Origin of the sequence: Limnothrix redekei LRLZ20PSL1 (genome assembly GCF_043235035.1) — a bacterium.
Classification (GTDB): Bacteria; Cyanobacteriota; Cyanobacteriia; order CACIAM-69d; family CACIAM-69d; genus CACIAM-69d.
The window spans coordinates 1-24,684 of record NZ_JAZAQF010000001.1; the positions used below are offsets into that span (position 1 = coordinate 1).

At 56.6% G+C, this 24,684-nt stretch carries 22 protein-coding genes and 1 pseudogene; 15 read left to right on the plus strand and 8 right to left on the minus strand.

Features of this window, described 5'->3' with window-relative positions:
* Window positions 1-537: 537 nt before the first annotated feature.
* Together ndhO and pip are read right to left on the minus strand one after the other, a co-directional pair.
* Window positions 538-756, minus strand: a complete 219-nt coding sequence (gene ndhO, locus VPK24_RS00005; RefSeq protein ID WP_393009599.1) for an NAD(P)H-quinone oxidoreductase subunit O — start codon at window positions 754-756, stop codon at window positions 538-540.
* 87 nt (window positions 757-843) lie between these two features.
* Complete coding sequence (gene pip / locus VPK24_RS00010; RefSeq protein ID WP_393009601.1) at window positions 844-1,794, minus strand: prolyl aminopeptidase; 951 nt, start codon at window positions 1,792-1,794, stop codon at window positions 844-846.
* A gap of 91 nt (window positions 1,795-1,885) precedes the next feature.
* Between pip and VPK24_RS00015 the strand changes: the two genes are divergently transcribed.
* From VPK24_RS00015 to crtB, 9 genes are all read left to right on the plus strand, one after another.
* Entirely contained in the window at window positions 1,886-2,479 is a 594-nt protein-coding gene (locus tag VPK24_RS00015) for a peroxiredoxin (protein ID WP_099533057.1), read from the plus strand.
* 332 nt (window positions 2,480-2,811) lie between these two features.
* Complete coding sequence (locus tag VPK24_RS00020; RefSeq protein ID WP_190353386.1) at window positions 2,812-3,240, plus strand: DUF2203 domain-containing protein; 429 nt, start codon at window positions 2,812-2,814, stop codon at window positions 3,238-3,240.
* Complete coding sequence (locus VPK24_RS00025; protein ID WP_393009604.1) at window positions 3,213-4,517, plus strand: hypothetical protein; 1,305 nt, start codon at window positions 3,213-3,215, stop codon at window positions 4,515-4,517. Before VPK24_RS00020 ends, VPK24_RS00025 begins: the two co-directional genes overlap by 28 nt.
* 305 nt (window positions 4,518-4,822) lie before the next feature.
* The gene (locus VPK24_RS00030) at window positions 4,823-6,979 is read left to right on the plus strand and encodes a polyribonucleotide nucleotidyltransferase (RefSeq protein ID WP_393009606.1); all 2,157 of its coding nucleotides are present in this window, start codon (window positions 4,823-4,825) and stop codon (window positions 6,977-6,979) included.
* Between the two features lie 820 nt (window positions 6,980-7,799).
* Window positions 7,800-8,192 (plus strand): hypothetical protein, encoded by a 393-nt coding sequence (locus tag VPK24_RS00035; RefSeq protein ID WP_099533052.1) that lies wholly within the window; start codon window positions 7,800-7,802, stop codon window positions 8,190-8,192.
* Between the two features lie 4 nt (window positions 8,193-8,196).
* Window positions 8,197-9,462, plus strand: coding sequence for a glutamate-5-semialdehyde dehydrogenase (locus tag VPK24_RS00040; RefSeq protein ID WP_393009608.1), 1,266 nt, complete (start codon window positions 8,197-8,199; stop codon window positions 9,460-9,462).
* Between the two features lie 51 nt (window positions 9,463-9,513).
* On the plus strand, window positions 9,514-10,290 hold the full coding sequence (nth, locus tag VPK24_RS00045; protein WP_190530865.1) for an endonuclease III: 777 nt from the start codon (window positions 9,514-9,516) through the stop codon (window positions 10,288-10,290).
* Between the two features lie 129 nt (window positions 10,291-10,419).
* Window positions 10,420-10,884 carry a CBS domain-containing protein gene (locus VPK24_RS00050; RefSeq protein ID WP_190353382.1) on the plus strand — a complete coding sequence of 155 codons (465 nt, stop codon included), beginning with the start codon at window positions 10,420-10,422 and terminating at the stop codon, window positions 10,882-10,884.
* 171 nt (window positions 10,885-11,055) lie between these two features.
* Window positions 11,056-12,030 carry a cyanoexosortase B gene (crtB, locus tag VPK24_RS00055; RefSeq protein ID WP_393009611.1) on the plus strand — a complete coding sequence of 325 codons (975 nt, stop codon included), beginning with the start codon at window positions 11,056-11,058 and terminating at the stop codon, window positions 12,028-12,030.
* A 120-nt stretch (window positions 12,031-12,150) separates the two neighbouring features.
* Here the strand turns inward: crtB and VPK24_RS00060 are convergent, their stop codons facing one another.
* Complete coding sequence (locus VPK24_RS00060; protein ID WP_393009613.1) at window positions 12,151-13,365, minus strand: M20 family metallopeptidase; 1,215 nt, start codon at window positions 13,363-13,365, stop codon at window positions 12,151-12,153.
* Window positions 13,366-13,405: 40 nt separating this feature from the next.
* Window positions 13,406-13,537: a hypothetical protein gene (locus tag VPK24_RS00065; RefSeq protein ID WP_393009615.1), complete on the minus strand. Its 132-nt coding sequence runs from the start codon at window positions 13,535-13,537 to the stop codon at window positions 13,406-13,408.
* 168 nt (window positions 13,538-13,705) lie between these two features.
* Here VPK24_RS00065 and VPK24_RS00070 point away from each other — a divergent pair, with 168 nt between their 5' ends.
* Entirely contained in the window at window positions 13,706-14,188 is a 483-nt protein-coding gene (locus tag VPK24_RS00070; RefSeq protein WP_393009617.1) for a tellurite resistance TerB family protein, read from the plus strand.
* Between the two features lie 241 nt (window positions 14,189-14,429).
* Here VPK24_RS00070 and VPK24_RS00075 read toward each other — a convergent pair whose 3' ends face one another.
* A complete protein-coding gene (locus VPK24_RS00075) occupies window positions 14,430-15,638 on the minus strand; it encodes an aldo/keto reductase (protein WP_190353380.1) in 1,209 nt (402 codons plus the stop codon).
* Window positions 15,639-15,897: 259 nt separating this feature from the next.
* On the opposite strand from VPK24_RS00075, the gene VPK24_RS00080 reads away from it, so the two are divergent.
* From VPK24_RS00080 to VPK24_RS00100, 5 genes are all read left to right on the plus strand, one after another.
* A complete protein-coding gene (locus tag VPK24_RS00080) occupies window positions 15,898-16,923 on the plus strand; it encodes a DUF2325 domain-containing protein (protein WP_393009619.1) in 1,026 nt (341 codons plus the stop codon).
* Window positions 16,924-17,282: 359 nt separating this feature from the next.
* Complete coding sequence (locus tag VPK24_RS00085; RefSeq protein ID WP_393009621.1) at window positions 17,283-18,299, plus strand: ABC transporter ATP-binding protein; 1,017 nt, start codon at window positions 17,283-17,285, stop codon at window positions 18,297-18,299.
* A gap of 72 nt (window positions 18,300-18,371) precedes the next feature.
* Window positions 18,372-19,238, plus strand: coding sequence for an ABC transporter permease (locus tag VPK24_RS00090; protein WP_190353379.1), 867 nt, complete (start codon window positions 18,372-18,374; stop codon window positions 19,236-19,238).
* Window positions 19,239-19,271: 33 nt separating this feature from the next.
* Complete coding sequence (locus tag VPK24_RS00095; RefSeq protein ID WP_393009624.1) at window positions 19,272-19,949, plus strand: hypothetical protein; 678 nt, start codon at window positions 19,272-19,274, stop codon at window positions 19,947-19,949.
* Window positions 19,946-20,317, plus strand: a complete 372-nt coding sequence (locus VPK24_RS00100; RefSeq protein WP_393009626.1) for a hypothetical protein — start codon at window positions 19,946-19,948, stop codon at window positions 20,315-20,317. Before VPK24_RS00095 ends, VPK24_RS00100 begins: the two co-directional genes overlap by 4 nt.
* A gap of 159 nt (window positions 20,318-20,476) precedes the next feature.
* On the opposite strand, the gene ilvD is transcribed toward VPK24_RS00100, so the two are convergent.
* From ilvD to VPK24_RS00115, 3 genes and pseudogenes are all read right to left on the minus strand, one after another.
* On the minus strand, window positions 20,477-22,162 hold the full coding sequence (ilvD, locus tag VPK24_RS00105) for a dihydroxy-acid dehydratase (RefSeq protein ID WP_393009628.1): 1,686 nt from the start codon (window positions 22,160-22,162) through the stop codon (window positions 20,477-20,479).
* A 355-nt stretch (window positions 22,163-22,517) separates the two neighbouring features.
* Window positions 22,518-23,300 (minus strand): annotated as a pseudogene (locus VPK24_RS00110) (DNA-methyltransferase); the annotation flags it as partial.
* A gap of 86 nt (window positions 23,301-23,386) precedes the next feature.
* The gene (locus VPK24_RS00115) at window positions 23,387-24,679 is read right to left on the minus strand and encodes a clostripain-related cysteine peptidase (RefSeq protein ID WP_393009630.1); all 1,293 of its coding nucleotides are present in this window, start codon (window positions 24,677-24,679) and stop codon (window positions 23,387-23,389) included.
* Window positions 24,680-24,684 lie beyond the last annotated feature (5 nt).

A 24,684-nucleotide genomic window follows, 5' to 3' on the forward strand; every position in this document is an offset into this window, starting at 1 on the left:
CACAGAAAACCGAGCAGCAACTTTGCGGATCGATTCTTGATTGACCAGGTGTGCTGCCACAATCTTTTCTCGGAGATCCACTGAGTAGGCTTTCATGCGTCATCTATCCCTTGGCTTGCTCATCTCTTCTGTAGTACCTCATTTCATCGATAAGTGCTGTAAGATTCACAAAAATTTCTTCAGTGGATTGGGTTGAACTTTGCGAAACCCAACTTGATCGCCACGAACTTTGTTGTTGTTGGGTTTCGTGCCTCAACCCAGCCTACAAGACAATAAATGCTCTGTATGATTCATAAAAGCTCCTGAACTATGAAAAAATCAACTTCTAGAATATTGAATAGATTTTGATAAAAATTAAAGCCTTGAATTAAAATATTTTCTTCATTGAACAATAAAAATTCGCAAGAAAAATCAAGCTTGCTCTAAAATGAAAACCAGCAAAAAGTGCCCTATCGATAGTCAAAAGCTTTTCTGTAGGGCACTTTAGGGATTTCTTGAAATGAAATAAGCCAAGGTTGACCTAAAGCAATTAGAGCATTAGCCTGAAAATTCTTCGAGTTGATCTAAGCGAAGCCAAATATTAGGAGTTGGCACTTGGCACCACTTCACCAAGGCATAGTCACCCCGCAGATCTAGCACCTCTCCTTTGCTTTCAAATAGGTAGGAAGAAAAGCGCTGGTCACTGGCGGTTGCTTCGACGCTGTTTTCTAGCTTTTCGCGAATGGCACGAACAAAGGAACCTTTTTTGACGGGCATAGGAGTTAATGGCGCGATCGCACGTAATTGTTAACTGAGAACAACCGTTTTCAGGTTGATACAGATTGTCCCATTTTAAAGCTGAGATCAGACTTTCAGTTGGGCAAAACGTTGGGTTGCCGCCACCAACGCCTTCAGAATTCCCGGTTCCGCCATGGAGTGGCCCGCGTCGGGGATGATCTGCAACTCGGCTTCCGGCCAGGCTTGGTGTAATTCCCAGGCGGAAACCACCGGGCAAACCACGTCATAGCGTCCGTGGACAATGACGGCCGGCAAATGTCGGATCCGATCGACCCGTTGCAGCAGTTGATCGGCTGGGTCAAACCAGCCCCCATGGACAAAGTAGTGGCACTCAATTCGGGCGAAGGCCTCCGCAAAAAAGGGATCGGCAAAGGCCGCCTGCAAATCCGCATCGGGAATGAGCTTGCTGGTGCTGGCTTCCCACACGGCCCAGGCTTTGGCCGCTTGTCGTCGCACCGCTGGATTCTTATCTGTCAAGCGACGGTAGTAAGCCCCCATCAGATCATGTCGTTCGGCTGGGGGAATTGGCTCTAGGTATTGGGCCCAGGCTTCAGGAAACAAATAGCCAGCTCCCTCCTGATAAAACCAGCGCAGTTCCTGGGGTCGCAGCATGAAAACTCCCCGCAAGATCAACCCCAAACAGCGATCGGGATGGGTTTCTGCATAGGCCAGAGCGAGGGTGCTGCCCCAACTGCCCCCAAACACCACCCATTGCTCGATCGCCAGATGCTCCCGCAAGCGCTCAATATCCGCCACCAGATCCCAAGTGGTGTTGTCGGTCAAGTCCGCATGGGGCTGGCTGCGGCCACAACCACGCTGGTCAAATTGCACGATCCGCCACTGGGTCGGGTCGCAATATTGCCGATAGCTCGGCTGGCTGCCACCGCCGGGCCCGCCATGCAGGATCATGATCGGCTTGCCGGTGGGATTGCCGCTTTCTTCAAAGTAAAGGGTGTGGCGATCGGAAACGGGCAGTGTCCCTTGGCGATAGGGGTCGATCGGCGGGAATAAACTCATGGCAATCCGTTATGTCAAAATCGTAATGACTATGATATTCTCGTAACAGTTCGTAATTCGTCTAAAACAGCGCAACAGGAGACTCACTCCCATGACCGAAGGTTGCCTCCGTGTGGGCCAAGTTGCCCCTGACTTCACCGCTACGGCCGTTTCTGACCAAGAGTTCAAAGAAATTAAGCTGTCGAACTACCGTGGCAAGTATGTAGTCCTGTTTTTCTATCCCCTGGACTTCACTTTTGTCTGCCCCACGGAAATCACGGCCTTCAGCGATCGCTACGCTGAGTTCTCGCAACTGAACGCCGAAGTATTGGGCGTTTCGGTGGACAGCGCCTTCTCGCACCTGGCTTGGATCCAAACCGATCGTAAGTCCGGCGGTGTGGGCGATCTGAGCTACCCGTTGGTTTCGGACATCAAGAAGGAAATTAGCACCGCCTACAATGTGCTGACCGAAGAAGGCATTGCCCTGCGCGGCCTATTCATTATTGACAAGGAAGGTGTGATTCAACACGCCACCATCAACAACCTGGCTTTCGGCCGCAGCGTGGATGAGACCTTGCGCGTGCTGCAAGCGATTCAATACGTGCAAACTCACCCCGATGAAGTGTGCCCCGCTGGTTGGCAACCGGGTGAAAAGACAATGAATCCGGATCCTGTGAAGTCGAAGGACTATTTCGCCGCCCTGTAATTGACGCAAATTTCGGCGTTCTGGCCGGAATTGGTCGGCTGATGGCCACCGTTGCGATTGCCCTCAGGCTCGGGTAATGGTGGCTCAAGCTCCCCCTTCCTGGGAACCCAACCCAATCGACCGATGAGCCAAAACCTCTCGATCGAGCTGTAAGGTTGGAGATCATTTCTTGGACATCATTTCGAAGTTGGCTGAACTGACTCCTGAGAGAGGGTCGCTATCTTTTGGCAAGATGGCGACTTTTTTGTTAGTTGGGCGTTTGGGATTGGGGTTCGATCGATTCGGTAGACTTTGGGATGAATTGCCCTGCTGAATGGTCTCAAAGCTGTCCAATGAGTCGTCGCCCATCCCCATCATCTGCCGATCGCCCGGATCCTTTGCCTAAGGAGCCTTTGTCTGAGGAGGCAGAGTTTTCGGCTTTTTTAGCCCAGTTGAGCGATCGGTTAGCGGCGACGGAAACCGCCATGGGCCAGGTGCGATCGCGCTTGGAGCAGGTACGGGCCGATCGGGAGCGGCGAGCCAGTTTGGGCCATCAGGTGGAAGTGGTGCGGGCGGATTTGGCCCGGGCGCGCGATCGAGAAATTCGCAGCGAATTAACGCAAACGATCCAGACCTTGCAGCGGGAGCTGGAAGAGTTGGACTTGGCCTTGGAAAGTCGCCTCTTTGCGGACAGCGGTTTAAAGGAAGTGTTTTGGCAAGCGGTGCGGTTTGGCAGTTTGGGAGTGGTGTTGGGTTGGTTGCTCAAGCTATGGGCCGGTTAATGGCGGGTGGGGCGCTGGTGTGGGCGGTTCTGTTGGGTTTGGGGATCGATCGAGCTGATGCCGATCGGCCGATCAAGCTGCCTCAACCCCCCGTGGATGCGCAAACCCTGGATGCGCAAACCTTGCTCAAAAACTGGGAAGCGCCCTTGCCCCCGGAGCGTCGGCGGCCCCTGTGGCCCCTGACTCCGCGACCGCCGATTTCGCTCGATCGTGTTCGGTGGGGGAGTCCTCGGTTGGAATCGCAGTTGCGGCTCTATCGGCAATATTTGGCGACCCATGGCCAGCCGCCGGATTTGTTGATTGTGGGCAGTTCCCGATCGCTCCAGGGCATTGACCCAACGGTTTTGGCCCGTTCGCTGTCAACAACCCTGCGGCGGCCCGTGCGGGTGTTTAACTTTGGCATTAACGGCGCAACGGCCCAGGTGGTGCGTTGGTTGCTGATGGATTTGTTGCCGCCGGACTGGTTGCCTCGGGTGGTGGTTTGGGGCGATGGCTCGCGGGCTTTTAACAGTGGTCGGATTGATCGCACCTTTGCCAGCATTGCGGCTTCCGAGGGCTTTCGACAACTGGCCATGGCCCGTGCCCGGGGCAATCATCCCTGGGCTTTGGCGCGGTGGCGGGAATCTCCTTGGGGGCGATCGGTCAGCGGGTTACCATCCTTGACCCTCAACAGCAGCACCTATCCCAGCGCGGCTTTGATGCCCGGTCTGATGCCCGGCTGGCTTCAACGACAGCAGCCCTTGCTGCTGCGCCCAGAGCCAGAACTCGATCGGCTAGGATTTTTGGCTGATTTGCGCCGTTTTGCGCCCGATCGCTATTACCAACAATTTCCGAAAGTGCCCGGTCGCTATGACGATATGTACAGCGGTTTTCAGTTGGCAGGCGGTGTTCAAGATCGAGCGGTGCGCCAATTGATCACCTTTGCTCGATCGCGCGGCATTCGCCTGAGTTTTGTGAACTTGCCCCTCAGTCAGGATTATTTGGATCCGGCCCGGTTAGCCTATGAACGGGAATTCCAGACCTATTTGGCACAACTGCGGGATCAGGGGTTAACCGTTCAAGATTGGTTGTTGCGCTGGCCCGATCGCCACGACTATTTCGCAGACCCCAGCCACATCAACCGCTATGGAGCCGCCGCGATCGCCCTGGACTTGGCCCAGGATGCCTGGCTGCGTTGGAATTTAACCCCGATCGCCGGTTGGCCCTCACCGGTTTTGAATGGAGCGCCGGATCGGGGGAACAATGGGCGATCGGGGCCACTGCGGCCAGCCCCTTAAAGGATTGGCTTTTGCGTTAGAAATCCGAATTGTCTTGGGAAATTATTGTGGGAAATTGCCCTTGGAATCAACGCTTCGATCGGGGGCGGGATCATGAACCGTGATCGGGTAGGTGAGTGGAACCCGAAGGGGAACGATCGGCTGAATGAGCCACCGAGGCGATCGGGTCTAAATCCTTATGGAGTCTTGTTTTACGTTGTTTTGTCGAGACAGTTGGCCGTGAATTAACAAACGGTCTAGTATCTAACAAACGGTGTTAGGATTGCCACAGTAATAGAAAGAATCTCCAAGGATCATCATCATTCATGCAAGAAATTGACAAGTCAATATCCTTTGATGGAAGGGATATTCGGCTGAAGATCGGTTTGCTCGCACCCCAAGCTGGTGGATCGGTACTGATTGGGTCGGGCGATACCGCAGTGTTAGTAACCGCCACCCGTTCCTCAGCGCGCGAGGGCATTGATTTTCTTCCCCTCACTGTTGATTACGAAGAACGGCTGTATGCCGCCGGTCGCATTCCGGGTAGCTTCCAACGCCGCGAAGGCCGGCCGCCCGAAAAGGCAATTTTGACCGGGCGCTTAATCGATCGCCCCCTGCGCCCGCTGTTCCCGAATTGGTTGCGCGACGATATCCAAGTGGTGGCCACCACCGTGTCCCTCGATCCCGACGTGCCGCCGGATGTGCTGGCCGTGACGGGTGCTTCGATCGCCACCTTGCTGGCCCAAATTCCCTTCCAGGGGCCGATGGCGGCGGTGCGCGTGGGTTTGGTGGGTGACGAGTTCATCATCAACCCCACCTATGCGGAAATTGAAAAGGGTGAATTGGATCTGGTGGTTGCCGGATCGCCCGATGGCGTGGTGATGGTGGAAGCGGGGGCGAATCAACTGCCCGAAGCGGACATCATCGAGGCGATCGACTTTGGCTATGAAGCCGTGCGCGACCTGATCCAAGCGCAACGGGACATCATCGCTGAATTGGGTCTAGAGCTGGTGACGGCGGAACCCCCCGTGATCGACACCACCCTCGAAGACTTCATTCGATCGCGCACCACGGGCGAAATCAAAGGCATCTTGTCGCAATTTGAGCTGGGCAAAACCCGGCGCGACGCGGCCTTGGATGCCCTGCAAGCCACTGTGGCCCAGGAAATTGCCGATCGGGCTGACGATGACGCGATCAAAGTGGCTGCCACCGCTGACCCCAAGGCCCTGCCCAAGGTCTTCAAGGCCGTCACCAAGTCCCTGATGCGTCGCCAAATCGTTGAAGATGGCGTGCGCGTTGATGGTCGCAAACTGGACGAAGTGCGCCAGGTCTCCTGCCGGGCCGGGGTGTTGCCCCCGCGCGTCCATGGCAGCGGCCTGTTTCAACGGGGCTTGACCCAGGTGATGTCCGTGGTGACGCTGGGGACTCCCGGCGATGCCCAGGAACTGGACGATCTGCACCCGGACGAGCAGAAGCGCTACCTGCACCACTACAACTTCCCGCCTTACTCGGTGGGTGAAACCCGCCCGATGCGATCGCCCGGTCGCCGGGAAATCGGTCACGGCGCACTGGCAGAACGGGCCTTGGTTCCCGTGTTGCCGCCGAAGGATGCCTTCCCCTACGTGTTGCGCGTGGTGTCGGAAGTGTTGTCCTCCGATGGTTCCACCTCCATGGGGTCGGTTTGTGGCTCTACCCTGTCCCTGATGGATGCCGGTGTGCCGATCTCCAAGCCCGTCAGCGGCGCAGCGATGGGGCTGATCAAGGAAGGCGATGAAATTCGCGTCCTCACCGATATCCAAGGTCTCGAAGACTTCTTGGGTGACATGGACTTCAAGGTGGCCGGCACCGACAGCGGCATCACTGCCTTGCAAATGGACATGAAGATCACCGGGTTGGACATGGGCACGATCGCCAAGGCGATCGAACAGGCCCGCCCGGCCCGTCTGCACATCCTCGAAAAGATGATGGCAGCGATCGATCAACCGCGTGGCGACCTGTCGAAGTTTGCCCCGCGCCTGCTAACCTTCCGCATCGACCCGAGCGACATCGGCATGGTGATCGGGCCCGGCGGCAAAACGATCAAGGGCATCGTCGAAGAAACCGGCGCGAAAATCGATATCGAAGACAGCGGTTTGGTTACCGTGTCCTCAAACGATGGCGAAAAGGCCAAGCGTGCAGCCCAAATTGTCCAAAACATGACCCGCAAGATCGAAGTGGGCAGCGTGTTTGTGGGCAAAGTCACCCGCACGATCCCGATCGGGGCCTTTGTGGAATTCTTGCCCGGTAAAGAAGGCATGATCCACATTTCCCAACTGGCCGATCGGCGCGTGGGCAAAGTCGAAGACGTGGTGGCCGTGGGCGATGAGGTGATCATCAAGGTGCGCGAAATCGACAATCGCGGCCGGATCAACCTGACCCGTTTGGGCATCCATCCCGACGAAGCGGCGGCGGCCCGCGATGCGGCCGAAGCGGCGGCCACCTAAGGAACTTGGGCCCAAAAGCCCCACTCCGGCCTCCTCCATCGGTCTAGTGGCGAGAAGTATGGGGCCGATGCCATGGCTCTTGTACGAGGGCTAACCAACCTGAAACCGGAGATCGAACAGTCGATCTCCGGTTTTTTGTGGGCATTGTTCTGAATTGGTTCTGAATTGTTGGCAGGACGGCGCTCAAAAGTTGGAAGCGATCGAACGAAAACGTCGATCGCCCCATGCCGTCAGGTCTCTAGGCAAAAATCACTAGCGAGGTTAACCAGAATCACAGGAAATGATGATGGCGATCGCAGGACTCAGCTCCCGAAATCCTTGACCATAGCTCCTTAGCAGAACGGAGGGAATCTTCGTTGTGACGCTTCCCTCCGCTGTTACCAATCTCTCGATGCCTGACCTCATCCTTGTGGAAATGTTCCCCATGGGTGGGGTCAAGCCTCCATATTAACCAAAGAATTTGTTTGAGCCCGACTTTGCCAGCGCGTGGCCTTTTGATGGTTGGTATTCGGCTCAAATTGTGGTGAAATGCGGATATGAGCCGCCTTTTGTCGCCTTGAAATCAACTTGAAACAAAACCGAAGCCGTTTGAATCCTGGATCTTGAATCTTGAATCTTGATTCAAGATTGAATTCGTATTGAACGCCTATGGAACGCCTATGGAACGCCTATGGAATGCCTATGGAATTCGGATGGGATCCGTGGGTGATTTGGGTTTGGATCAGGGGTGTTTCCTTGCGGCTGGGGCGGCCCTGTTAAGCTAAGAGCATGAGAAACCCCTGGCCAAGTCGTTTATTCCCACCGGGCGATCGGGCGATCGTTGAAGACTTCTCAGATTGAGCTAACGGAGTCCTACCCTTGTCCCTGTCGGCAACGGGGCACCCTGCGGCCGATCGCACTCATGGACGCATTTGGCTGCGATCGCTGCCAGCAAATTTTTGTGGTGACCGAATCGGGCGATCAAATTGAGCAGGTGTCTTCTGGGGCAATCTACCGACGGCTGTGGCGATGGACAGGAACGCGCTGGCTCTCCGTGCGTCCACCCTTGCGTGAAAATTATTTGCCCATTACCCTTTGGGCTGGATTTGTCTTGGTGTTGGCTTGGTTGCCCCTGATTGTCAAAGGACTGGCAGGCACGGCGGCTTGGCTGTTGCCGGGATTGCTGGTGATTGGGCTACCGCTGTTGTTGTTATGGCTGGCATACCGGCGCTGAGATTATGGTTGGAAATCCCCTGGTTAATTCGGGAGCGCTGGATTTATTTGGGGCATTGGCGGCGGCGGCCCGAGGGCGATCGGCCCTGGTGGCCATGCGTGGCGGCGAGCGATCGCGGGCGCTGAAGGTGATGGCCAAGGCTTTGCGAGCCGCCCAAAACGAAATTTTGGAAGCCAACACGCTGGATTTGGAAGCCAGCCGTGAAAAGGCCAACAGTGGCCTGCCGTTGCTGTGGATTAAGTTCACGCCCGATCGACTGCAACAGGTGGCCGATATGCTCGATCGGCTGGCGGATTTGCCCGACCCTACCCGACAGGCCATTCGCGCCACCCACCAAACTCAATACCTACAAAGCTATTGCCAACTGATGCCCCTGGGAACGATCGCCCTGGTGCATGAGGGACTGCCGGAACTGGGGGCGATCGCGGCGGGCATGGGCATCAAAACTGGCAACAGCATGATTTTGTATGGCAGCAGCGATACCAAGCACACCAATGCGGCGATCGCGGCGGCCCTCACCGACGGGCTGACGGCTGGGGAATTGCCGCCCGAATGTGTCACGGCCATTCCGCCCGATCGGGATATTTCCATGCGCGACCTGTTGGCCCAGGAGCGCTACTTGAACCTGATTGTGGCCTATGGTCGGCCAAAGCTGGTGCAACAGGTCAGTCAGTTTGCCACCGTGCCTATTCTGGGCGCAGCGATCGGCAATTGTTATCTCTACTGGGCCCTGTCCGGCGAATTGGACGTGGTGCGTTGGGCCATTTCCGACAGCCACCAGGGCGATCCGGAAGCGGTGAACGCGATCGAAAAGGTGCTGGTTCACGAGCGCCATAATCGATCGATGCTGGGGGTGCTCTTTGGCTCCTTGCAAACGGACGGGTTTGAAGTGCGGGTCGATGCCCATCTGCAACAGGATTTTCCCGACTTGCCCTTGGCGGCCGATGGCGAATGGAATCGGCCCTATTTAACCAAAACCGTTGCGTTTCGCACCGTGGCCAGCGTGGAAGAGGCGATCGCGGTGATTCACACCCAAAGCAGCGGCCACGCGGACTGCATCGCCACCGAATCCTATCGAGAAGCCCACCAATTTGCCTCCCGCCTCGACAGCGCCTCCACCTACATCAATGCCTCACCCCGATTCCAGCGCAACCCCCGGGGCAGTGCTTCGGTGTTTTTGGGCATGTCGAATCAAAAGGGCTACCGACGCGGGGCGATCGGCCTGGACATGTTGACCACCATCAAGCAAATTGTCCAAGGGGACGGCTAATTTGACCCCTTGGTTTGACTCGTTCAGGCTCCTTTCAACTGATTCCCAACCATGCCGGTAAGCACGCGTAAGTGGGCCGCCAAACAACAGGTGGCGATCGAAATTCTTGATCGCCTGAAAGTGCTCTATCCCGATGCCACATGCAGCCTGAATTATGAAACCCCCGTGCAATTGTTGGTGGCGACGATTCTGTCGGCCCAATGCACCGATGAGCGGGTGAACTTGGTTACGCCAGCTCTGTTTGCAAGGTTTCCCGACGCGGTGGCCCTGGCCGGGGCCGATCGGGCCGAGTTGGAAGCCTTGGTGCGATCGACCGGTTTCTATCGCAACAAAGCCAAGAATATTCAGGGCGCTTGCCAAATGATCCTGGACAGATTTGGCGGCGAACTGCCCAAGCGGATGGAGGAACTGCTGTTGCTGCCGGGGGTGGCGCGCAAAACGGCGAATGTGGTGCTGGCCCACGCCTTTGGCATCAATGCGGGCGTGACGGTGGACACCCATGTGAAGCGCCTGGCCTATCGATTGGGTATGACTGAGCATCAGGATCCGGTGCGGATTGAGCGCGATTTGATGCGGCTGTTGCCCCAACCGGACTGGGAAAATTGGTCAATTCGACTGATTTATCACGGGCGGGCCGTTTGCGATGCCCGGAAACCGGCTTGCGATCGCTGCCAGTTGGCGGATCTGTGTCCCCAAAAGGGACTGGGCGCAACGACAACCAAGGCCAAACCCCAATCCACTGCCCGATCGACCGGCAAAACCAGCAGCAAATCTAATAGCAAAGCCAGTTCCAGCACAGCTAAGGCCAAAACACCCCCCAAACCCTAGCCCCCGTTCAGCGATCGAGTCCTTCGCTTCCGAGCTGGGGCCACAGAGCGTGTCAAATCGTTACCAGTTGCGCTCTCCAACCGATCGCCCGTCCTAGAATGAGGGCAGAAGCATTTAGGGATCGAGCGAATGGCTGCAACGGTTGCCGATGTAATGAGCCGCGATCCGATCGTCGTCCGTCGTGACACCTCCCTCGTTGAGGTCATCAAACTCTTGGCGGAACAGCGCATTAGCGGCGTGCCTGTGGTGGATGAAGCGGGGCAGTTGATTGGGGTCGTGTCGGAAAGCGATCTGATGTGGCAAGAGACCGGCGTGGATGTGCCGCCGTTCATCACCATCTTGGACAGTGTGATTTATCTCAAAAATCCCCTGCAATTTGAAAAGGAGTTGCACAAGGCCTTGGGCAGTACGGTGGCCGATGTGATGAGCGATCGGGTGAAAACCACCAAGCCCGATACATTGCTGCGCGATGCCACGCGGCATTTGCTGGAAGGCAATATTCACCGAATGCCCGTGGTAGATGATGCGGGAGCGATTGTGGGCATCCTGACTCGGGGCGACATCATTCGAGCCATGGCCAACGGGTTGCAATAGGCCAGCATTGCCTGGGCTGTTGAGTGATGGCTGAGGCATGATTTTGGACAATTTGGGTCGATCGAGCCGGATTTGCGGCCGATCGCCTAGCATCAACAGTGGTTAGGGTTTGGCGGCTGTGGCATTTTGGAAGAGGCCGCTGGAATTTGCTGATCGCTGAGGTTGAAGTTCATGACTGCCGATCGCCCCGTTGCAAATCGTTCTGACTGGCTCGATCGGGCCCTGTTGCCAGCGGGAGCGGCCTGCTTGGCCCTGGCCTATGGGCCGCTGTTGGTGCATTGGGTGCGCGGTTGGCTCACCAAAGACATCAGCATTGAGCATGAATATTTCAGCTACGGTCTGATTGGGTTGCCCTTTGCGGCCTATTTGGCATGGGAAAAGCGATCGCGCTGGCAGCAATTGGCGGATCGATCGCACCCGGTGGGCTGGGGGCTGTTGGGGTTGAGCGTGGCGTTTTATCTAAGCGGCGTGGCCGATTGGGTGAACCTGTCGTTCCCGATCGCCCTCTGGGGGCTTTGTGGCATTTGGAAAGGGGCGGCCGGTTGGCGACTGATGGCGGCTCCCTTGGTCTTCACCACCCTGGCCACGCCCAACGAGGTTCCCTACCTCATTTCGCCCTACGTGGTGGGTTTGCAGCGGTTCATTGCCGCCATGGCTGGTTTTTTGCTGAACCAAGTGGGACTGGAAGCGCAGGTGGAGGGCATTTATCTTTACGTGCGCGATCGGGCAGTGGAAGTGGCTCCCCACTGCGCGGGCCTGAAAATGCTCCTGACCTGTTGGTATGTGGGTCTGATGGCTATCCATTGGTGCGGTACGGTGCGGGGGCGATCGCCCATCGCTCTGTTTTTGGTGGGAACGACGGTCATCAGCGTGTTGATGAATGTCTTTCGGAACACGATTTTGGCCTACTTGCACGGCACGGGTCAGGACGGCCTGTTCGACTTCATGCATGAGGGAACCGGCGGCGATCTGTATTCAGCCGTAATGTTGCTGACTGTGGTGCTTTGGTTCCGAATCATTGAGCGGTTTGTGGGCGAAGGGCCGGATGCTGCCCTGGCCCCATCGCCCTCGAAGGTTGCGCCCCGAACTGACCCGATCGCGCCGGAGGATCAACCGGAAGCCGCAGAACGAGATCCCGATTTCTAGCGATCGGCTCCTGTGGCTGCACAATCCTAGATAAGGGGATTCAGTCCCTGTCCCCCCAATTTGTGATGTGGCGAGATTGGGGGTTAAGGGATCTGGTTCAGGAATCTGAGTTTTTTGAGTTTACGGTGTGCCGAAAGATTCGATGATCCGCAAAAACAACTCCACTCCCATGGCCAGCGCCGTTTCATCAAAATCAAAACGGGGGTGGTGATGGGGGAACGCTAAGCCCCGATCGGGATTGGCCGCCCCCACAAAGAAATAGCAACCGGGGACTTCCTTCAGGAAAAAGGACATATCCTCACCGCCCATGGTTTGGCAGTTGGGCACAACCCCGATCGGGGTTTCAATCACCGTTTCGGCCACCCGTCGCACCCGATCGGCTGCGGCCGGATCGTTGACCGTGGCCGGATAAATCGATCGATAGTCCAGTTCGTACCGGGCCCCGTGGGCGGCGCAAATGCCCGCAATAATCGACTCCACCCGCTCCCGAATCACCCCCTCCAGGGCCGGATTGAAATAGCGCACCGTGCCGGCCAAGCGGGCCTGATCTGCGATCACGTTTTTGGCCGTGCCCGCGTGAAATTCGCCCACGGTCACCACCGCCGAATCGATCGGGTCAATGTTGCGAGCCACAATCGTTTGCAGGGCCGTGACAATTTGCGCCCCCACCAACACCGAGTCGATCGTTTGGTGAGGCATGGCTCCATGGCCGCCCTTCCCAAACAGGGTGCAAGCAAACAGTTCCACCGCCGCCATCAGCGGCCCCGGCCGCACGCCTACCGTACCCAGCGGCAAGTTATTCCATAAATGCAACCCAAAGATGGCATCCACATCGGGATTGTGCAGCACCCCGGCTTCGATCATCGGCTTTGCGCCGCCGGGCCCCTCTTCGGCTGGCTGAAAAATCAGCTTGATGGTTCCGGCCAGTTGCGATCGATGGTGGGCCAAGTAATAGGCCGTACCCAGGGCGATCGCCGTGTGGCCGTCGTGGCCGCAGGCGTGCATTTTGCCCTCGTGGCGCGATCGATAGGGCACTTCGTTTTGCTCCTGCACGGGCAAGGCATCCATATCGGCCCGCAAGGCAATGGTTGGGCCCGGTTGGCTGCCTTCAATGACCGCCACAATGCCGGTTTTAGCGATGCCCGCTTGGTAATCAATGCCCCACTCTCGCAGGCGATCGCACACAAAAGCGGCCGTCAGGGCCTCTTGAAATCCCAACTCTGGGTATTGATGAAACTGTCGCCGCCAAGACACCAATTGCGGCAACAAATTTCGCACATCTAACCGTAACTTCGATAGGTCAATTCCTGGAGCGGTGGGTAAGGTGGAAATCACGGAAGTTCAGATACTTTTTAGATTTTCCTTAGACCTTAGCTTAGAGTTTTTCCGTTGGGCCTTGTACGAATGGCGATCGAGAGAGCGATCGCGACAGGGGCAGAATCCAAAACAGCGCGATCGCCCTGAAAATGCGGAAAGCACTCGGTCTGGAAACCCTGAGATCTGCCATAAATCTTGATGCAATCACCCCAAGGTGACGGTCAGTGACGATCAATTGTGGACTTTCATCAACTTCCATCGCGAATTGATCCAGAACGCCCCGATCGCCCTGGCCATTGGCTAGATCGAAAAGAGAATTCAGCGCTAATCACCGGATCCCAAACCGGAGGGAGCCACCATGCTAAAACCGCCACCACCTCCCCCGATCGCCCCCAAGCAAATGAACCTGCTGCGGGTGGTTGCTGCCATGGCCTGGGCCGACGGACATTTGGCCGACGAAGAAATTGAAGTGATGCTCGATCGCTTCAGCCAACTGTTTGCCCGTGACGGCCAACAATCGATCGAACTGAAACAAGACTTGCGAGAATATTTGGTGCAAAATCTGCCCCTGGCGGAAATTGTGCCCAAGCTCACCAGCGATGCTGACAAAGAATTGGCCCTGGAATTGGCCTATGAAACAATTGCCTCCAGCGCCCGCACGCCCGATGAAGCAGTGATTAATGCCGAAGAATCCGCCGCCTATGGTGAATTGGTGCGGCTGTTGGCCCTGTCGCCGGACGTGGTGAAACGGATTGAATCGAACAGCAATCAGGCCGGGGCTTCCAAGCAAGACTTGATTGAGTTCTTGGCTCAAAAGCTCGCAGAAACCGACCTGTCCTAAGGCTCGATCGGGAGCAGACCGGAAGCAACGATCCGCCGCCTGCCCCCCAAATCTGACCCAGACAAGGGGCTTAAGCCCCTTGTCCCCGTGACCATTGGTGCTTGATCAGTCTCCCAAAATACTGCTCAGACCTCTGCTAAGACCTTCGCCAAGATTTCGCCAAATCTCGCCAAGATCTCAACAAAAACCTCCGCCAAGATCTCAACAAAAACCTCCGTCAAGATCTCCGCCAAGACCTCAGCTAAGACGATTGCGAAAGGCGCTTCACCGCCCCGCCCGCCAGTAACTGGTGCGCCTCCGTCAGAATATTCAAGACCCGATCGGGATAGGGACTGCGGGCTAAACAGGGGCGCAAGTCTAGCTCTGACAGGCGATCGCCCCGTTGCCCCGGAAACCAGTGACCCCCATTGCCCAACAGGTTGTAGCGCATCTTGCCATAGGCCACCATGTCAAAGGCCTTCACCAAATTCCAAAGCCACACGATCGTCCGCACACTGATTTCGCCCGGCACTTCTTCCGGCTTCGGCAACCCCTGTTCCCAAGTGCGCAGCCAGGCCTTCCCTTCCCCGGGGCCAAACTCGCGATCAAACGCCTCGATCGCCGCTTGCTCCAACCGTCGCGTAATCATCGGCAGCAACTGACCCGGTTGATCCAAAAAGGACAGGGTTTTCAGATGCTCATCAAAATCGCTAGGCCGAGCGGCCCCCAGGCTCAGGGTATGCACCTGCGGATGGCTTAAACAAAACAAATTGTTAAACACCATCGGACTCAGGGGCTTGCAGAGTTCCACCAATTTGGGCGATGGCTCGTATAGCAGCCCCCCTTTATTGGCTGGACTGATAATAAACACGCCCATATCCAACTGGGTGGCCGCCTCGATCGCCCGCCAGTTGGTTTGGTTGATGTAATACCAATGCAAATTGACGTAATCAAATTGGTTGGACTGAATCGTCTCCATGATTACGTCCAGGGGCCCGTGGGTGGAAAATCCAATGAACCGCACGCGTCCCTCCGCCTGCCAGCGCCTGGCGCGATCGAGGCAGCCCCCCGGCCGCAACGTCCAGTCCAAATGCTCACGGGTGTTAATTCCGTGAATGCCCAGCAAGTCCACATAGTCGAGCTTGAGGTAGCCCATGGACTGTTCAAAGTCCCGCTCAAAGTCGGCCACCTGGGCAGCAGGCCCCACCTTCGTTTGCACAATCAAATCCTGGCGGGGATATTGCGGCAGCACCCAACCGAGTTGCATCTCGGAGCTGCCATAGCCCCTCGCCGTCTCAATGTGGTTAATGCCCAATGCAAGGGCCCGCTCGATCGTGGCGGCCAAATTGGCTTGGCCCGCCGCGTCAATTTGTGTGGGTGAGAGGTCTTGCCAGGCCTGTTGGTAGCGCATTCCACCACAGGAAAACACCGGCATTGATAGCTCTGTGCGCCCAAACCGTCGATAAAGCATGGGTTTTTGGGATTTGAGGAATTGTTTTAGAAGCAAGGGAATGCTTGGCAAGGTTCAATAACCCAATGCTAGACAGCCATACCCAATGCTAGACAGCGATGCTGAATGCCGCGCCGGATCGCCAGTTCAGCCATGTTTGCTAGGGCGGACTGGATCCGTGGCCCATAACGCACCGTTGAAGGGAAGCGATAGGATTAAGTCATGTTTAAAATGGCCGCCCATTTCCTAATCCCCAACCCCTTGTGTTAGGAGTCTTCCCATGGATATCACAGAACTGAATGAACTCGAAAGTTCCGTCCAAGACCTGATTTCAGCGGCAAAGGTCGAGCTAGAAGCGAAACGCCTAGAAAAGCAGCGAGATGAATACTATCAACATGCCCTTGCGGAAATCGAAGCCCGGTTGAACGCGGTGTTAGCGCAAGTGCAAACCACCCTCAAAGAGTTGCCGGCCGATGAGTTTGGCGACAGCATAACCCGCCGCAAACTCCAAGAGAAGGAAGCGGATATTTTGCAGCAACTGGCTGATGCGCCGCGCTTGGCTTCAGAAGCGGCCGATCGGCAGTTGATTTTGCAAGAAGAACGACTGATTGAGGAACGCTTACTGGATCAAACAAATCGGTGGCGCTATGAGCTAAAGGAAGACCTGCTGGACATGATTCGCGACCAGCAGGATTTTTATAGCGCAACGGACGCGGCTGTGGCGATTCGGGGTTATATGCATGACCTGAAGGCGATCGATGCCCTCACGGAGGTGCTGGAAGCCTTGATGGATCAAATTAATCAACACAGTGAAGAAGGGCCGGTAGCCAAGCGTCGGGGCAATGATGAACAGACGCTGATGTTTATTTATGAAAAGGCGATGCAGAATCGGGCGCGGGTGGAGCGCAGTCCCGATGTGCGGCCCCAAACGCGGCACCGGTCGTCTGAGCGCCGTCCCAATCCCTACTCGGAGTTGGCGGGCAAGGTGGTGGTTTTTGGGGGACACGATCGCCTGGAGTCGGCGGTGCGCAATCGCTTGCGGGAATCGAAGGTGGAATTGGTTTGGTGTACGGCCCAAGCGGGTCTGAACATGGCTCAGCAGGGGGAAAGCCACATCTCCAGCGCGGACTTGGTGATTATCGTGACCGGTTATGCCAGCCATTCCTTGACGGAAAAGGCGATTCAGTCGGCCAAGAAAATGGGCATTGCGCCGGAGATGGTGAACACCACGGGGATGACCAAGCTGCTGGAGACGATCGAGTTTGGGCTGAAGGCTAAGTTGCTGGCAAAGCGCTTGGGGGGTTAGGGGCGATCGCCCCTTGGGTTCAGGAGGCGTTGGTTGGCGGGCCGGCGGCCCCGGCCGTTGCCCGGCGGTTTAGAATGGATGACGCATCAGTTTGAAGATTTGTTGAGGAATGGCGAGGGGGTGCGATCGCCGGAGTGGGGAGGATCTAGCCCCTGCCGATGATCCAAGGAATTTCCTGTGCAATCTCCCTGGAGAGCTTCTCCCTGGAAGACGGCCCCTGAGAAATCCTGCTCGTCTTGCCTTGCTCCGGTTTTCGGCTGCTGTTTTAGCTACCTGCCAGCCCCGGTCTCTGTTCTGGTTGCTATCCAACGGTGTCAGACCCTGGGGCCGGGCGATCGCCCCTGACTCTCGCGCGGCCTATGACCCCTGCAATTGCGATTCGGAACCTACAAAAACGCTATGGCGATGTTACTGCCGTTGATCACGTATCGCTGGAGGTGAAATCCGGCGAGATTTTTGGTCTGTTGGGGCCCAACGGCGCGGGTAAAACCACCACGATTCGCTGTCTTTGTACCTTGGCCCAGCCGGACGGGGGAGAAATTTTTGTGTCGGGGGTGTCGGTGTTGCGGGAACCCCGATCGGCCCGTAAGCGGTTGGGCTATGTGGCTCAGGATGCTGCGCTGGACAAGGTGTTGACCGGGCGGGAAATGCTCGAGTTGCATGGTGCGCTCTATCACTTGCGACGCGAGGTGATCGGGCAGCGGATTGCAGCCATGGCAGATCTGCTGGGGTTGGGTGACTGGCTCGATCGCAAAACGGGAACCTATTCCGGCGGCATTCGCAAGCGCTTGGACTTGGCCACGGGGCTGCTCCACGAGCCAGATGTGCTGGTGTTGGATGAACCCACGGCGGGGCTAGATATCGAAAGTCGGATGGCCGTGTGGGAGTTTTTGAGGAAGTTGCCCCAGTGGGGGACAACGGTTTTGATCACCAGCCATTACCTGGAAGAGATTGATGCGTTGGCCGATCGCGTGGCGATTTTGGATCAAGGCCAGGTGATTGCCTTGGGTACACCGTCGGAGTTGAAGGCTCGGTTGGGGGGCGATCGCATTTCCCTGCGCATTCGGGAGTTTACCCCCGCTGCCGAGGCGGAAACGGCCCAAGCCCTGCTAACGGCGCTGCCCTGTGTCAAGGATGCGATGATCAACCGGAGCCAGGGAAATACGCTGAATTTGGTGGTGGATGATCTTGATCGGGGGTTGACCCTGGTGCAGCAGGCCTTGGAACAGGCGGGGTTGCCAGTGTTTGGCATTGCCCAATCGCGCCCGAGTTTGGATGATGTTTATCTGGCTGCGACGGGCCGGACATTGCTCGATGCGGATTTGGCAGCGGGCGATCGGGATCCTAAGCTGGCCCGCAAGCAAAATATGCGCTAGGCCTTAGACCATTCCTTCCAGAGTTTCCAGTTCTCCATATTCACCCCTACCCTCGAGATTCCCCTAAGCCTCATGAGCACGACTTTGCCCACGGACAGTCCCACCCGATCGCCCGCCCTGGAACCCTCGCCCCTGGCGGAATTTTGGCAAGAAACGGCGGCCCTGCTGCGGCGGTTGTTAATTCAACTGCAACGGCGGCCGGTGACCTTGGTGGCCGGCACTATTCAGCCCCTGATGTGGTTGGTGTTGTTTGGGGCCCTGTTCCAAAATGTCCCGGCCGATTTGTTTGGCGATCATGTGGGCTATGGGCAGTTTTTGGGGGCGGGGACGATCGCCTTTGCTGCCTTTAGCGGGGCGCTGAATGCGGGCTTGCCGGTGATGTTCGATCGGGAATTTGGCTTCCTGAATCGGCTGTTGGTGGCTCCCTTGGTGTCGCGCTTTTCGATCATCACCGCCTCGGCCCTGTATATTGGCTTGCTGGCCTTGATCCAAACCGTGGCGATCGTGATTGCGGCGGCTGTTTTGGGGGCTGGACTGCCGGGGGTGGCTGGGCTGGCCGTGGTCGGGGCGATCGTGCTGCTGTTGGTGGCGGGGGTCACTTCCCTCAGCTTGGGTCTGGCCTTTGCGCTGCCGGGCCACGTGGAATTAATTGCCGCCATTTTTATCACCAACTTGCCCCTGCTCTTTGCCAGCACGGCCTTGGCTCCCCTGTCGTTCATGCCCGGTTGGTTGCAGTGGGTGGCGGTGTTGAATCCCTTGAGCTACGCGATCGAACCCATTCGCTACCTTTATCTGCATCCGGACTGGAGTTTTAGCAGCATTGTCATGCAAGCGCCTTTTGGATCGGTTAGTTTTGGTATGGCCCTCGGGGTTCTATTCATTTTTGATTTGGTGGCGATCGGGCTTGTGCGGCCATTGCTGCAACGGCGGATGGCATAGGGCACTGGATCGCAGGAGCAGGCTAGGCGTGGCATGGAGCAAAATTTAAAAGACAAGCTGGATTGCTTTTTAGCATCCCCCTATGGACGCACGATGCTGGGGGAATACGCTTACCTCCATGCCTCGGAATGGTTGCAACAATATTGCGAAGCGGCCGGCGCAATGGCGAACTTGCCAGATTGGTTGCTCCTCCTGTTGGAGTTGGGGCAAGAGTCGGCGGAGATTTTTGCGAGTTTGACCGATGCCGGAACCCTAGAGACCGATCGCAAAACCATGTCCCTGTTGTTGGAGCGGCGGGGGCCCCTCTTGGCCCAAACCAGCGGCCGGCTGCGACAGACCTTGGAACTCCATCGTCCTGGCCTTGACCTCAGCCAAGATGCGATCGAAGACGCTAGCCTATTGGCATCAACCCATCCACCGCGATCGGAGTCGGCGGGTTCCGGTCGTCGCGACAACATCGTTAATCGCAACTACTGGGAACCGAAGGTGGACTTTCTGCCTCACAGTGAAAGGCGGGTGATTGGCGATGTGGGGGGTATACCTCTGCTGTTGGTGGGCTATGAAAAAAACCAGTCCCGATCGCCCATGGTTGCTCGCGCCACTTCCGGTAATCCTCAACAGGATTCGCTATTTGCGGTTCCCCTGTCCGATTTGCTGGTGCATTCTAACGAACCCGTTAATATCCCTGAATTGGAGTTAGCCGAATCATGAGCCATCCCTCGATCGCTCCCTCGATCGCCTGGTTGTCGGGATCCTCAATTGTCACCGTCCTGAGCATCCTAGCCTTGGGCAGTAACCCCGCGATCGCCCAATCCTCGGCTCTGGGTGACCCAAATACCAATGGGTCGTCCGGTGATGTGCGCCCCAATGAAGTGTTTCAAGGCTCCGGCGTTTCTGCCCAAGACTTGATTCGCAACATCATGTTGGCCCCGGGGCAAACCCTGGATGATTTCAATCAACAACAGTCGGGACGGATTGACAACGCTGCCAATGAATTTTTGCGCCAGCGCCAGCAGCGATTGGAACAAAACGACCAAGGCGGTGCTAGCGTGACCCCCAGTAGCCCAACTCGCAATTAATTCGCGATGCGGTCTACAAAAACCCCGCTCGATCGAGTCGCGATCGAGCGGGGTTTTGCGGATCGAAATGCGGATCTGAATAACGATCGGAAATAACTGGGTGGATTGGGTCGCGCTGAATTACTGAGCTGAATTGCTGACTTGACCCAGCCCCAAACCCTACAGCAAGTTCAAATCCGTCACGGCTCCCAGGCTGCTGGAAGAGACCAACTTGGCATATTTCGCCAACGTGCCTCGTTTGTAGCGCGGTTCCGGCGGTTGCCAGTTGGCCCGGCGGGCCGCCAGTTCCTCATCGGACACATTCAGTTGCAGCTTGCGGTTCGGAGCATCGATCGTGATGCTGTCACCCTCTTGCACCAGAGCGATCGTGCCACCCACGGCCGCTTCGGGAGCCACGTGACCCACCACCATGCCATAGGTTCCACCCGAGAAGCGCCCATCGGTGATCAGCCCCACCGAGTCGCCCAGACCCGCACCGATGATCGCTGCTGTCGGAGCCAACATTTCTCGCATTCCGGGGCCGCCCTTGGGCCCTTCGTAGCGAATCACCACCACATCACCGGGGTTGATTTGATTTGCCAGGATCGCCTTTAAGCAATCCTCTTCCGACTCAAACACCCTTGCCGGGCCGGTGATCACGGGATTCTTCACGCCGCTGATTTTAGCCACGGAACCTTCGCTGGCCAGGTTGCCCTTCAGAATGGCCAAGTGCCCCTGTTGATAAAGGGGCTTGTCGAAGGGACGGATGACATCTTGGTCGGGGCGCGGTTCGTCGGGGATGTCTGCCAGGGTTTCCGCGATCGTCTTGCCGGTGATTGTCAAGCAATCCCCATGCAGCAGCCCCTGATTCAGCAAAATTTTCATCACTTGGGGGATGCCGCCGGCCTTGTGCAAGTCGGTGGCCACATAGCGGCCGCTGGGCTTCAGGTCGCAGAAAACGGGCACGCGGGCGCGAATTTCTTCAAAGTCGTCCAGGGTGAGGGGCACCCCGATCGTGTTGGCGATCGCCAGCAGGTGCAACACTGAGTTGGTGGAACCACCCACGGCCATGATCACGGCAATGGCGTTTTCAAAGGCCTTGCGGGTCAAAATTTGCTTCGGTGTGCGCCGTGCTCTGATCGCTTCGGCCAACACGCGAGCAGACTCGGCCGCGCTGGCGTTCTTTTCATCATCCTCGGCGGCCATGGTTGAGGAGTAGGGCAGGCTCATGCCCATGGCCTCGTAGGCGCTGGACATGGTGTTGGCGGTGTACATGCCGCCGCAGGAACCCGCACCGGGACAGGCGTTGTGTTCCACGGCCATCAGCCGGGCTTCGTCAATTTTGCCAGCGCTGAATTGGCCCACGGCTTCAAAGGCGCTGACGACGGTCAGATCTTCCCCGTGCAGATGGCCGGGCTTGATCGTGCCGCCATAGACAAAGATGGCGGGAATATCCAATCGGGCCATGGCGATCATGGCTCCGGGCATGTTTTTATCGCAACCGCCGATCGCCAGGATGCCATCCAGACTTTGGCCGTTGCAGACGGTTTCGATCGAGTCGGCAATTACATCCCGCGACACCAGGGAATATTTCATCCCTTCAGTGCCCATGGAAATCCCGTCACTGATGGTGATCGTGCCGAAAATTTGGGGCATCACGCCAGCTTCGCGGGCCGCAGCCATGGCGCTGTCGGCCAGGGTGGCAATGCCCATGTTGCAAGGGGTGATGGTGCTGTAGGCGCTGGCGATGCCGACGATCGGTTTGCTGAAGTCATTGTCACCAAAGCCCACTGCACGGAGCATGGCGCGGTTGGGCGATCGCTGCACACCGCTGGTGATCTGTTGGCTGCGGAAATTGTCAGACATGGGGTTTTGCTCTCTCTAGCCGATCCAGAAAAGCGATCTTCAATTGTCGCACTGGGTCTGTCGAATCAAGCTGAACAAATCTCGATCGCCTGGTTTCTTAATGGTTTGGATGGTTCGGGGGACTGGGATAGCTCGATGGGGAGTTGCTTGGCTCCATGACTGATGCTCCAGCCGGTTGACTGCCGGTTTTGGTTTGACTGCTGGCTGAGTTGTTGGCCTTGCTGCTGGCCTTGCTGTTGGTTTGGTTATCGGGTTGATGGCTGGGTTGTTGGCCCGGTTGAGAACTGGATTTGCCGTTGGCCAAAACATGATTGTCCTCGCTGGTCTCGGAGCCTGGGAGAGGGGCGGTGGTGAAGCGATCGACTGCCAATTGCAGATAGGCCGCTTCTTTTTCAATGCCGATAAAGACGCGATCGACTCGTAGGGCTGAAAGTCCCGTTGTGCCGCTGCCGCTGAAGGGATCGAGCACCAGATCTCCCGGATTGGTGCTGGCAGAAATGATCCGATCGAGTAAATCCAGAGGCTTTTGGGTGGGATGTTTGCCTTGCAATTTCTCCGAAGCCGGTGGGGTGGGAATTGACCAAACACTTCGCATTTGTCGGCCAGAAAGCTTGAGGGGATCGCGGGGAAAATCTCCCAGCTTCATGGCTTCATAGTTAAAGACATGTTTTCCCTTTTTGCTTTTGCGGGCCCAAATTAGGGTTTCATGGCTGGCCGTAAAAAAGCGACAGGATAAGTTGGGACTAGCGTTGGGTTTATACCAACAAATCTCGTTCAAAACATGAAAATCCAAACATTGCAGTGCAAAGCCACAGGCGTAGATATTGTGATAGGTTCCTGAAATCCAAATCGTGCCATTGGGTTTCAAGATCCGCCGACATTCCTGAATCCAAGCACGGTGAAATTCAAAATCCTGTTCAATGCCATTGCTGCGATCCCAATCGCCTTTATTGACACTGACAGCCCGGCCGCCATGACAGGTGAACCCGTTATTAGACAGGTTATAGGGCGGATCAGCGAAAATTAGATCCACACTATTGGCCGGGAACAGGGGCAAAATTTCAAGGCAATCGCCCTGGTAAAGGGTGCATCGATCGCGCTGGTAGAACGGCTGGACTGCCACAGAAGGCTCGGACATGGTTCTAGGCCAAACGACACACCAAAAGGAAGGCTGGAAGCTCAATCTTGACGCAACTTTGTCCAAACTGGCATAGAAAGCTCAGCTTATCGAGAAAACAGACTGGTTTCTAGGCACTGGGCTAAACGAGTTTGCCGATACAGGGATAAATCTTGGCGTTGTTGTAGCTCGGTGCGGGTTTGGGGCAACCAGAGGCCGACACCCAGGCCGCTGTTGGGCGGGGCTTGGGGGCTGCGGTGCAGTTCGATCGCCCGGTCGAACCAGCGCTCTAGGGCGGCATGGGCGGTGCGGGCTTGGGGAACCTGATTGCTTAGGAGTTGAAAAAATTCGCGCGCGTCGGTGTAGGCCTCGTTGAAGTAGACATAGGGCCGCAGCCGATCGTAGCCCAGGGGCGACAAGGATGATGTGACCGAAGCATCCAGGAAGCGATCGATCAGTGGATTCAGCACGGATGGCAGCTCTCGAAAGGCTTGGCTATTAATGATCGAGTAGCTGCGATACATTGCTGGTGACTCATACCGGACAATCGCCCGGGCCGCGTCCTGGCCGTTTGCAGTTGGGTTTTGGGCTAGCCAGTCACAAAAGCGATCATAGTAAGCGTTGGGTTCTCCCAGTAGTTTTTGGGATGCCAAAATCCAATGGGCATGGGGTGCAAGGCTGGCGAGAATTTCCAGAGTCGATCGATTGCAATTTTGCAAAAACAATAGCTCTAGCCCATCATTGGTGCGAATCTGAAACTCTTTCAGGGCTGTGGTCAAATCCGCCAGGGTCAGCCAGGATCGGACGTGATCACCTTGGGGACTGCTGGGATGGGGATCCAGATGGTGGTTGGGTTGGTCATCGGGGCTGATCTGATCTAGCCGGCCGCCATGGCCCAAAATCACAAGTGCCCAATGCTCAACCGGAAATCGCTTCACGGCCCAACGCAAATATTCCGCAAAATTTTGGGGATCGGCGCTGTTGTCACTGTCGATCCAAGTCACTTCGGGACTCTGCTCAACCACACTGCGATCGGTGGCTAGGGGCCCCAACACCGCCCGCATCATCTTCCCCGATTCAGGCAAGTCCGCCTGCACTGCAAGGGTTAAGGTTGGATTGCGGCGGGTCGCCTCAGTTAGCCAACGGAGAATTTTGGGGCCAGCGGGAGCCAAGTCATTGTCATAGGGCATCCAATACAACAGGCCCATGGGCGATCGCCCGCTGGCGGCTTGACTGTGCTTGGCCCAACCGCTGGTGAAAGACCAAGCCAAACCAGCCGGAAACCAACGGGTGAGCAGCGATCGCCGGTTAACAAGCCGGTTCAGTTGATTGGGCCGATCAAACCGATCAAACCAATCAAGCCGATCAATCCGAGCCAACGGATCACGCCAAGACTTCATGGGCA

What these genes read in the sequence shown, in the direction of transcription:
- VPK24_RS00115 (WP_393009630.1), bottom strand. Translation starts at nt 24,679, where the DNA reads ATGAAGTCTTGGCGTGATCCGTTGGCTCGGATTGATCGGCTTGATTGG.
- VPK24_RS00070 (WP_393009617.1), top strand. Translation starts at nt 13,706, where the DNA reads ATGCTAAAACCGCCACCACCTCCCCCGATCGCCCCCAAGCAAATGAAC.
- VPK24_RS00030 (WP_393009606.1), top strand. Translation starts at nt 4,823, where the DNA reads ATGCAAGAAATTGACAAGTCAATATCCTTTGATGGAAGGGATATTCGG.
- pip (WP_393009601.1), bottom strand. Translation starts at nt 1,794, where the DNA reads ATGAGTTTATTCCCGCCGATCGACCCCTATCGCCAAGGGACACTGCCC.
- VPK24_RS00065 (WP_393009615.1), bottom strand. Translation starts at nt 13,537, where the DNA reads ATGGCAGATCTCAGGGTTTCCAGACCGAGTGCTTTCCGCATTTTCAGG.
- VPK24_RS00020 (WP_190353386.1), top strand. Translation starts at nt 2,812, where the DNA reads ATGAGTCGTCGCCCATCCCCATCATCTGCCGATCGCCCGGATCCTTTG.
- VPK24_RS00090 (WP_190353379.1), top strand. Translation starts at nt 18,372, where the DNA reads ATGAGCACGACTTTGCCCACGGACAGTCCCACCCGATCGCCCGCCCTG.
- ndhO (WP_393009599.1), bottom strand. Translation starts at nt 756, where the DNA reads ATGCCCGTCAAAAAAGGTTCCTTTGTTCGTGCCATTCGCGAAAAGCTA.
- VPK24_RS00080 (WP_393009619.1), top strand. Translation starts at nt 15,898, where the DNA reads ATGGATATCACAGAACTGAATGAACTCGAAAGTTCCGTCCAAGACCTG.
- VPK24_RS00015 (WP_099533057.1), top strand. Translation starts at nt 1,886, where the DNA reads ATGACCGAAGGTTGCCTCCGTGTGGGCCAAGTTGCCCCTGACTTCACC.
- VPK24_RS00095 (WP_393009624.1), top strand. Translation starts at nt 19,272, where the DNA reads ATGGAGCAAAATTTAAAAGACAAGCTGGATTGCTTTTTAGCATCCCCC.
- VPK24_RS00040 (WP_393009608.1), top strand. Translation starts at nt 8,197, where the DNA reads ATGGTTGGAAATCCCCTGGTTAATTCGGGAGCGCTGGATTTATTTGGG.
- crtB (WP_393009611.1), top strand. Translation starts at nt 11,056, where the DNA reads ATGACTGCCGATCGCCCCGTTGCAAATCGTTCTGACTGGCTCGATCGG.
- ilvD (WP_393009628.1), bottom strand. Translation starts at nt 22,162, where the DNA reads ATGTCTGACAATTTCCGCAGCCAACAGATCACCAGCGGTGTGCAGCGA.
- VPK24_RS00100 (WP_393009626.1), top strand. Translation starts at nt 19,946, where the DNA reads ATGAGCCATCCCTCGATCGCTCCCTCGATCGCCTGGTTGTCGGGATCC.
- VPK24_RS00085 (WP_393009621.1), top strand. Translation starts at nt 17,283, where the DNA reads ATGACCCCTGCAATTGCGATTCGGAACCTACAAAAACGCTATGGCGAT.
- nth (WP_190530865.1), top strand. Translation starts at nt 9,514, where the DNA reads ATGCCGGTAAGCACGCGTAAGTGGGCCGCCAAACAACAGGTGGCGATC.
- VPK24_RS00075 (WP_190353380.1), bottom strand. Translation starts at nt 15,638, where the DNA reads ATGCTTTATCGACGGTTTGGGCGCACAGAGCTATCAATGCCGGTGTTT.
- VPK24_RS00050 (WP_190353382.1), top strand. Translation starts at nt 10,420, where the DNA reads ATGGCTGCAACGGTTGCCGATGTAATGAGCCGCGATCCGATCGTCGTC.